Below are 4,505 nucleotides of genomic sequence, written 5' to 3'. Positions count from 1 at the left end.
TTTACGACTATTTAGGATTGCTATATAAGCCTGCTTTCCTAATATTACAGTTAACTTTTAAAAGTTACTAATCTATAGTATGCGCTATTTCCTGCTCCTTACTCTCCTCATCCTGCATCTGCAATAACTCAGGAACAGTAACAAACTTATAGCCCTGTTTCCTCAATTCAGCAATAATATTCGGCAAAGCCTGCACAGTCTTAGAGCGATTTCCACCACCATCGTGCATGAGCACAATTCCCCCGGAACTGGCCTGACGCAACACATTATCTTTAAGCGATTGCATCGAATTACGCCAATCCAAAGAATCAGCAGACCACATCACCACTGTATACTTTTTTTGCTGAGCATAAGCAGCCAATCCATTAGTGAGAATCCCGCCTGGAGGACGAAACATCGAAACATCCATACCAGTCACCTCCTCAATCAAAGATGATGTACGGTCAATCTCCTTAGCAGCAGCATCCTGACTGTATTTAACGTATTTATGATTCCAAGTATGATTGCCGATCGCATGACCGGCAACAGCTACTCTCTTCCCAAGTTCTGGAAAAGCCTTTAAATATCTCCCTACCCAGAAAAAAGTAGCTTTAATATCGTTTTTATTGAGAATATCTAAGATTTGAACTGTTGTTTCCGGCCAAGGGCCATCATCAAAAGTCAGTGCGATCGCCTTTTGCTTAGAACCCAGTTTCGCCTGAGTTACAGTAGTTCCTTGAAACTGAGACGGAATCAAAAAACTAAACTGCTTCTCCTCCAAAAGCGCGATCGCTTTTTGGGCCTCATCAACTCGTTTCTCCACCGCTGCTGTTACTTTCAAAACCTCTGGACTCGTCGCCGACTTCTGGGGCTGCACTACAGCCCAGAGTGATACCAAATGATTAAGCCGTAAATTCAGCGGCAGCATTACCCCAAGCACAAAACTGCCAGCAGCAGCTACAAAAGCAGCAGTGAAAGTCTTTCGCTGCCGCAGCAAACGATTCAAGTCTGCCACGTTTTTCTCCTTCACACCATTACGCAGTTAATTTTAGAGCTTAAATTGAACAGTAACAGATCGACAATCCTGGCTCGGATTGCCTTAAAGAAATTAAAAATTAAAAATACCAAATTAAAAACGATCGAGTTTACTTTTTAATTTTTATTTTTCAATTTTTAATTAATTAAGTTGTTCTACGATACTATTGCAAATAACCGCAAACTGGAAGAGCATCAGGATAAAAAGTTAACGTTTAGCTACATTTCTCTCTTTGTATAGGCTGACAATGCGATCGGTAACTTGGGCAATGGTCAAACCGTCTGTTTGAATCTCAACAGCATCAACTGCTTTACGCAACGGTGCCACCTCGCGGGTACTGTCTTTTTCGTCGCGTTCTGCAATATCCAGTTCTAACTGTTCTAAACTGATATCGTTCTGACCGCGAGCTTGAAGTTCGATTAGCCGTCTGCGCGATCGCTCCTTAACTGATGCCGTCAAAAAAATCTTTACTTCCGCATCTGGGAACACATTAGTCCCAATGTCGCGACCTTCAGCCACAATACCACCTTTTCTCCCATAGTATTGCTGCTGTTCTACCATAAAACGCCGCACTATAGCCAAAGCCGCCACTGTCGAAACATGACTCGTCACTTCCAAAGTACGAATAGCCTGAGTCACATCTTCACCATTAATATGAAGAGTAAAAGATGAAGGGTGAAAATTAAATTCAATCTTACAAGAACTGACTAACTCCGCGATCGCAGCTTCATCATCCATCCGCGTCCCAGTTTGCAACACCAGCCACGTCACGGCCCGATACATCGCCCCCGTGTCCAGATACCTCAAACCCAGAACTTGCGCCACCTGCTTCGTAACTGTAGATTTACCAGCCCCCGCCGGGCCATCAATTGCGACAATTGGCCGACGATTGAGCAGCATAATATTATCAATCAAGCGAGTAGAACCAATCCTAGCCGCGATCGCCAATAACCCCGCTTCCTCCACAACCTCCAAAACCCTCAAACTATTAGGCTCAACCAGTTCCACATACTCCACCTCAACTACCGGTTCCCTCGCCAATTCCTCATTTACAACCGCCTTCAACACCGCCGGTGTCAATTCCCCTTCCTCAAACACTGCCCGAGCTCGTTGCAAAGAACGATAAATTGTAGCTGCCTGCACCCTTTCTTGCGAACTTAAATATTGATTGCGAGAACTCCAAGCCAAACCAGATGCTTCTCGCGCGATCGCACCAGCTACAATCTTCACAGACAAATTCAAATCCGCCACCAACCTACGAATAATTGCTACCTGTTGAGCATCTTTAATCCCAAAATAAGCCGTATCGGGGTTAACTAAATTCAAAAGCTTAGTTACAATCGTCGCCACTCCCTGAAAATGTCCCGGCCTAGACTTACCACACAAAACCGAAGTCATAGCCCCAGGCGGAACAACAGTAGTCACTGGAAATTCAGCACTATTTCCACTTCCTACCCCCAACTCCTCAGCAGAGGGAACAAAAATTACATCAACACCAGCCTCTTGACAAATTAACCGATCTTGCTCCAGGGGCCGAGGATACCGTTGGAAATCTTCCCTCGGCCCAAATTGGAGCGGATTGACAAAAATACTGACAACAACCACCCCATTTTCCAGCCTCGCCCGCCGGATCAAACTCAGGTGTCCCGCGTGCAGAGCTCCCATTGTCGGCACTAAAGCAACTAGCGAGGCCTGTGGCTGGCTTCGCCTGGGCTCCTCCTGCGACATATAGGAATTTAAGTAGCAGCGCAAAGCCGCCGTCGTAGTAAACACGCGCACTCAGACACCCTCCAGAATAGTTAACGGTTCACTGTTAATAGTTAACAGTTAACGGTTAACTGTTAACTGTTAGGCAACGGACGATCTAAAGGATTTAACGGATGTAACTGATTTTAACGGATTTGACCTTTTTATTAGTCAACTGTTAACCGTTAGCAGTTAACAGTTAACTGTTAACTGCTAACGGTTAACTGTTCTGGCGTTTTGGGAATCTATCAACTCCAACTGCACGGGAGCAATACCAGAATTGACCATTCCCAACACTTGAGCGGCGGCGGCAGACAAATCAATTAATCGATCGCCAACATAGGGGCCCCGATCATTAATTCGCACGACTACGGAACGGCCGTTGTCTAGGTTTGTCACCAACACTCGCGTGCCAAAAGGTAAATCGCGATGGGCTGCTGTCAACTCATCTTGATTATAAGTCTCTCCACTGGCGCTAAGATTGCCATGAAAGCCTGGGCCATACCAAGAAGCCCATCCAGTGATCCGCACATGGACTGGGCCCAGAGAAATTACTCTGGGTTCTGGCTTGGGTTTACCGACAACTTCCTGAAGGGGGGGAGCATTGCCTAAGAGTCGGCGCAATCGATTGGTTGCTTGTAAGGCATCTACGCTAAAGTCGCTGGTAGTGTCGGGGAGAATTGTCTCCGCGTTGATTTCTACCAAATTCTCCCCGTTGACTTGAATGATGTAGCGATCGCCTTTTTCCCACTTGACAGCAATAGCATTGGCATCGGCGCTGTCTCGGAAAAGTTGATTGAGTTTTGCGGCCATCGCTGTTGCTCGCCAAACTGGATCGGCTACTTCAGCGGATTTAGGCCCTTGCTCGCGGTTACTCTGAACTTCTGCATTCGCCCCTATTTTTAGGCGATCGCTGCTCGTGGCTGCCCTAGAGTTTGATACAGTTCCGTTTTTACCACCTTTGGTACTCGGTTCTAGAAAGGTGAGGACGGGAATATTGCGTAGATATACTGTAGCGGCTAGACGGCCCGCCAATGAGTGGGTCTGAATCTTTGCGATCGCCTCAGAGTCAAGCTCAGCTTTGGCTTGGTACTGGTACTCTCCCACTTTAACAACCTCCACCCGTTGAGGATTCAACTGAGGAGACGGCTTAGCGGTGTGGACTTGCTGTCCCACCGTATGAGCGATGTTAACTGTCTCTGGTTCTTGGGCCCGACTCGATGATGGTGTCACCAGAGCGGGAATTAGCAGGACAGGAAGGAGTCCGCCAACAAGTTTTTGCTTCATACGTCCATTTTTGTGAAGAGCAATTTTGGAGCGAGTAGCAGGAATCGAACAGGCACAAGGGATTTACCCTCTAATCCGCATTCATCCCCCAATTGAGTTATCTGCACTTTTAGGCAAGTTTCTCGCAGCCATCTGCAAAAGCCAAAATTTTTCAGCTAAACTCGCTTTTCAGTAACAACTCATACTCATTCCGTGTTCACTTCTTGTTAAGGAACTGCAACAGACTACCACGAAGTTCTGGGATTGGGGATCAAAAGAATACTCAAATTTACAATAACTTCACAAAAACTTTATCGGGCTATTTTGGCACAAATGCTTTTATATCAAAGGCTTTAGCGATTTTCCCCTCTTAAAAAAATTCATCAAATCTTTAAATATTTTTTTCCTTATTTATGTAAACAGTCTCTGGAACTGGGGGAGCGGGGGAGATGGGGGAGCTGGGGGAAGCAATTTTAAT

General features: G+C 45.9%; 3 protein-coding genes. All 3 read right to left on the bottom strand.

Features of this window, described 5'->3' with window-relative positions:
* Positions 1–67: 67 nt before the first annotated feature.
* The gene (locus OSCI_RS12020; protein WP_007355226.1) at positions 68–994 is read right to left on the bottom strand and encodes a polysaccharide deacetylase family protein; all 927 of its coding nucleotides are present in this window, start codon (positions 992–994) and stop codon (positions 68–70) included.
* A gap of 228 nt (positions 995–1,222) precedes the next feature.
* Entirely contained in the window at positions 1,223–2,794 is a 1,572-nt protein-coding gene (locus tag OSCI_RS12015) for a bifunctional pantoate--beta-alanine ligase/(d)CMP kinase (protein ID WP_007355225.1), read from the bottom strand.
* A 180-nt stretch (positions 2,795–2,974) separates the two neighbouring features.
* The gene (locus OSCI_RS12010) at positions 2,975–4,048 is read right to left on the bottom strand and encodes a septal ring lytic transglycosylase RlpA family protein (RefSeq protein ID WP_007355224.1); all 1,074 of its coding nucleotides are present in this window, start codon (positions 4,046–4,048) and stop codon (positions 2,975–2,977) included.
* Positions 4,049–4,505 lie beyond the last annotated feature (457 nt).

The sequence above is a fragment of the Kamptonema sp. PCC 6506 genome (assembly GCF_000180455.1).
GTDB classification, from domain to species: domain Bacteria; phylum Cyanobacteriota; class Cyanobacteriia; order Cyanobacteriales; family Microcoleaceae; genus Kamptonema; species Kamptonema formosum.
The sequence above is the reverse complement of the archived record's forward strand: the minus strand, read 5'-3'. Positions and strand labels throughout refer to the sequence as shown.